Source organism: Vreelandella neptunia (genome assembly GCF_000712975.1).
GTDB lineage: Bacteria > Pseudomonadota > Gammaproteobacteria > Pseudomonadales > Halomonadaceae > Vreelandella > Vreelandella qaidamensis.
This window is the reverse complement of sequence record NZ_JHQL01000010.1, coordinates 1-2,854: the sequence shown is the minus strand read 5'-3', so window position 1 is coordinate 2,854 and position 2,854 is coordinate 1. Positions and strand designations below refer to the sequence as shown.

The following is a 2,854-nucleotide window of genomic DNA, read 5'->3' as shown; positions in this document are numbered from 1 at the left end:
CCTTGCCAAACAGGTTTTCGCGAAGCGCCCAGCCGTTAGGCTGGTTGGTGTTAGCGGGTCCAGGGCGCAGCGCCTGGCTCACCTTTTGAGGCACGAAAAAGGCTAGTGAGTACACTTTGCAAAGGCTATATACTTTTGTTAAGTATATAGCCTTTGCAATAGTGCAAACCCAGGGAACCTGCCATGTCATTCGCCATCATGCGATTCGCCAAGCTTAAAACTGGCGCACCGATTACAGGCGCTGTTAGCCACATAGCACGTAGCCGTCCAACGCCAAACGCTGACCCTGCGCGTCAGCACTTAAATCGCTCAATCGTTGGCCCTGGCCACGACGATGCGGCGGCGATCCGGTCAGCGATAGCCGGCCGGACGCCTGACAAATTCCGAAAAGACGCGGTTCGCGTCCTGGAGTTTGTCGTCACTGCCACGCCTGACTGGTTCGACCAGAACCCCAGCCAGGTGGATGAATATTTCGACAGCGCAGTTGATTGGCTAAAGCAGAAATTTGGCTCTGATAACGTCGTATGCGCGGTTCAGCACAATGATGAGAGTACGCCCCACGCTCATATCATGGTTGTGCCTGTCGACCCTGACAGCGGCAAATTGAACGCTAAGCGGTGGGTTGGTGGCCGTGGCAAGATGCGACAGCTACAAACCGATTTTGCGAATCACCAGGCGCGTTTTGGTGTTGAACGTGGCAAGCCGAACCCTGATCGGCAGCACACAACACTAGCTGCCTGGCGTGATGGCCACAGTAAATTGGATGAACGCGAGGCAGCACTACAAGAGCGAGAGCGTGAAATAGCCAAAGAGAAGGCGGATATCGAGAGCCACAGGCAGAAAACAGAAGAGATCTACAGGAGAAATCAGGCGCTCGTTGAGAAATTTAGCGGCCGGATAGAACAGCTAAAGCGTGACGAAGAACAGGTCTCCAAATCGGCCCAGGAGGCCGCCGAGGCGATGAAATGCGCCGCGGCAAGACTAGAGGAGGCAAAAGCGCTAGAAGGGCGTTTAGCGGCCCTCAAGACCGATCTGGATAAGAGAGAAACAGCATACGAAACCCGTAAAAGGGAGCTATTTGCAGCAGCAAATCAGCTAGATGAGTGGCAAGAGAATAAGAGAATTTGGGAGGCTGAGCGAGATCGCTGGCTAGCTCAGCATCGCCCAATATCACTAACCGCAGTTCAAGAATTGTCGCTTGATCTCGCGGCACTGCCAGACGACCAGCGCATAACGCAGATGCGTGCGTTATTCAGTAACGACAGGCCAATGGCTGACGCTGTAGACCGCCTAAACTGGGTCACGTATGACGACGGCAGCGTGACCCCAGAAGGGCGTAAAGCGCTTGTTGAGCATGGCTCACTGCAGGAGCATGTACGACGCGAAACCGAGTGGAAGAGATCCGGCCTGGATAACGGCCCCAAAGGCCCCTAGACGCCTAAGAGGGCTTCCCTGCCCTCTTCCAAGCACCGGGCCTGCCCATAGTGCCAACCAGCCAGCCACGCATCTCTTTGAGCCGTTTTAACGTCATACGGGCACGCTGAACGGCCATATCCAATGGGTTGCTCTGCTAAGTGCCACGCTACCGCGTTATGCAGCCCTGCATGCCATTCTGGTGATTTATCACTGCCCCACCCTGCTGCCGATAGTAGCTCCTGGGCGCGGTCGTTGTGCCATTGCTCAATCATCGTTACTTTCCTCGCTAAGGGCATCGAGTTGGAGATGTGCATCACCCTCAGGTTCTGGTGGCTTCCGGCGGTATTCGTGCACGAATGACATGCGATTGCCGTTGAAGAACAAATTCGGATTGAACCAAAACATCGCTGGACGGGTGCTTTCTGCAATAAATCCTTTCTCTATTAGCTCTTTGAGTGCTCTCTGAAATGCCGATCGAGATACTTCAATGTCATTTTCAGAGAAGTATTCTTCAACGCCAACCCAAGCTAAATAAACAGCGTCAGCGTTTGGGGTTTTTTGGAGTTCGACCATCAGATACTGCAGCACACGCTGACTGGTGGGCTTTAGGTCGAAAATGGCCCGAACGTTTTTCGTGTAGACCTTCAGGAACTCACTTTCGTCAACGTCACGGACTACATGGATACCTCCGTGCTTAACCTCTTCGCCCCCATCTGAAATGTATGCTCCACCCGTTACAGTGATTCTCTTTGTCCCTATTTTGACCTTCGTGTCTTTCCAGAAAGGGTTTTCAGGAAAAGCCTGGACGCCTTTCTTCCGACTTGGGACTGGCTTTACGCGTGTGCTCATTTTGACCCCTTGTATTGAGACAACTGTTGTCATGCCTTGCGACTTATATGGTCAAAAAATGGCATGAAAATAACAAATGGTCAATTAGAGCTTTGTTTTTGACAATCCAGTACGCGCCCCACGCGCATTGAGTACGCGTGGGGCGCGCATTGCCTCCCCGTGGTTGTGCGGTTTTTTGGGTTTCGCTTCTTCCTTCTTCAGTAAGGTGCTTTGAGCGCAGCGAAAAGCACCTGTCAGCAACTAACGCCTCGTCGTTCCTCCTCGTTGTTGGGCACCACGCTCCGCAGAATTAAAAATTCTGCGGAGCCTGGATGCCTGGTGTGTGAATCGTTCCGATTTTTTAACCCATTCACTGCAAACCCCGTTTGGCAGGAATAGGGGGTTTATCCGCGTTAGCGGATGCAGCGAGGAACGAGCGGTAACGGATGAGGGCAGGTCAGGTGGTATGGCTGAGTAGCTCGGTGACAGCTATGAAACAGCCCACCCACCACCTTGCCAAACAGGTTTTCGCGAAGCGCCCAGCCGTTAGGCTGGTTGGTGTTAGCGGGTCCAGGGCGCAGCGCCTGGCTCACCTTTTGAGGCACGAAAA

The 2,854-nt window shown here is 53.3% G+C and carries 4 protein-coding genes; 1 reads left to right on the top strand and 3 read right to left on the bottom strand.

Annotated features, from left to right (window positions below; all coding sequences use genetic code 11):
• The first annotated feature begins 183 nt into the window (after positions 1-183).
• Entirely contained in the window at positions 184-1,434 is a 1,251-nt protein-coding gene (gene mobV / locus CR46_RS18035) for a MobV family relaxase (protein WP_051690218.1), read from the top strand.
• Here mobV and CR46_RS0117610 read toward each other — a convergent pair.
• The 3 genes from CR46_RS0117610 to CR46_RS18600 all read right to left on the bottom strand — a co-directional run.
• Positions 1,431-1,688: a hypothetical protein gene (locus CR46_RS0117610; RefSeq protein WP_030074921.1), complete on the bottom strand. Its 258-nt coding sequence runs from the start codon at positions 1,686-1,688 to the stop codon at positions 1,431-1,433. The two genes, mobV and CR46_RS0117610, sit on opposite strands and share 4 nt — an antisense overlap.
• Complete coding sequence (locus tag CR46_RS18030; RefSeq protein WP_051690217.1) at positions 1,681-2,265, bottom strand: hypothetical protein; 585 nt, start codon at positions 2,263-2,265, stop codon at positions 1,681-1,683. The genes CR46_RS0117610 and CR46_RS18030 overlap by 8 nt, the downstream gene beginning before the upstream one ends.
• A 392-nt stretch (positions 2,266-2,657) precedes the next feature.
• Positions 2,658-2,854: hypothetical protein (locus CR46_RS18600; RefSeq protein WP_035537045.1), on the bottom strand; the 197-nt coding region annotated here is incomplete at its 5' end.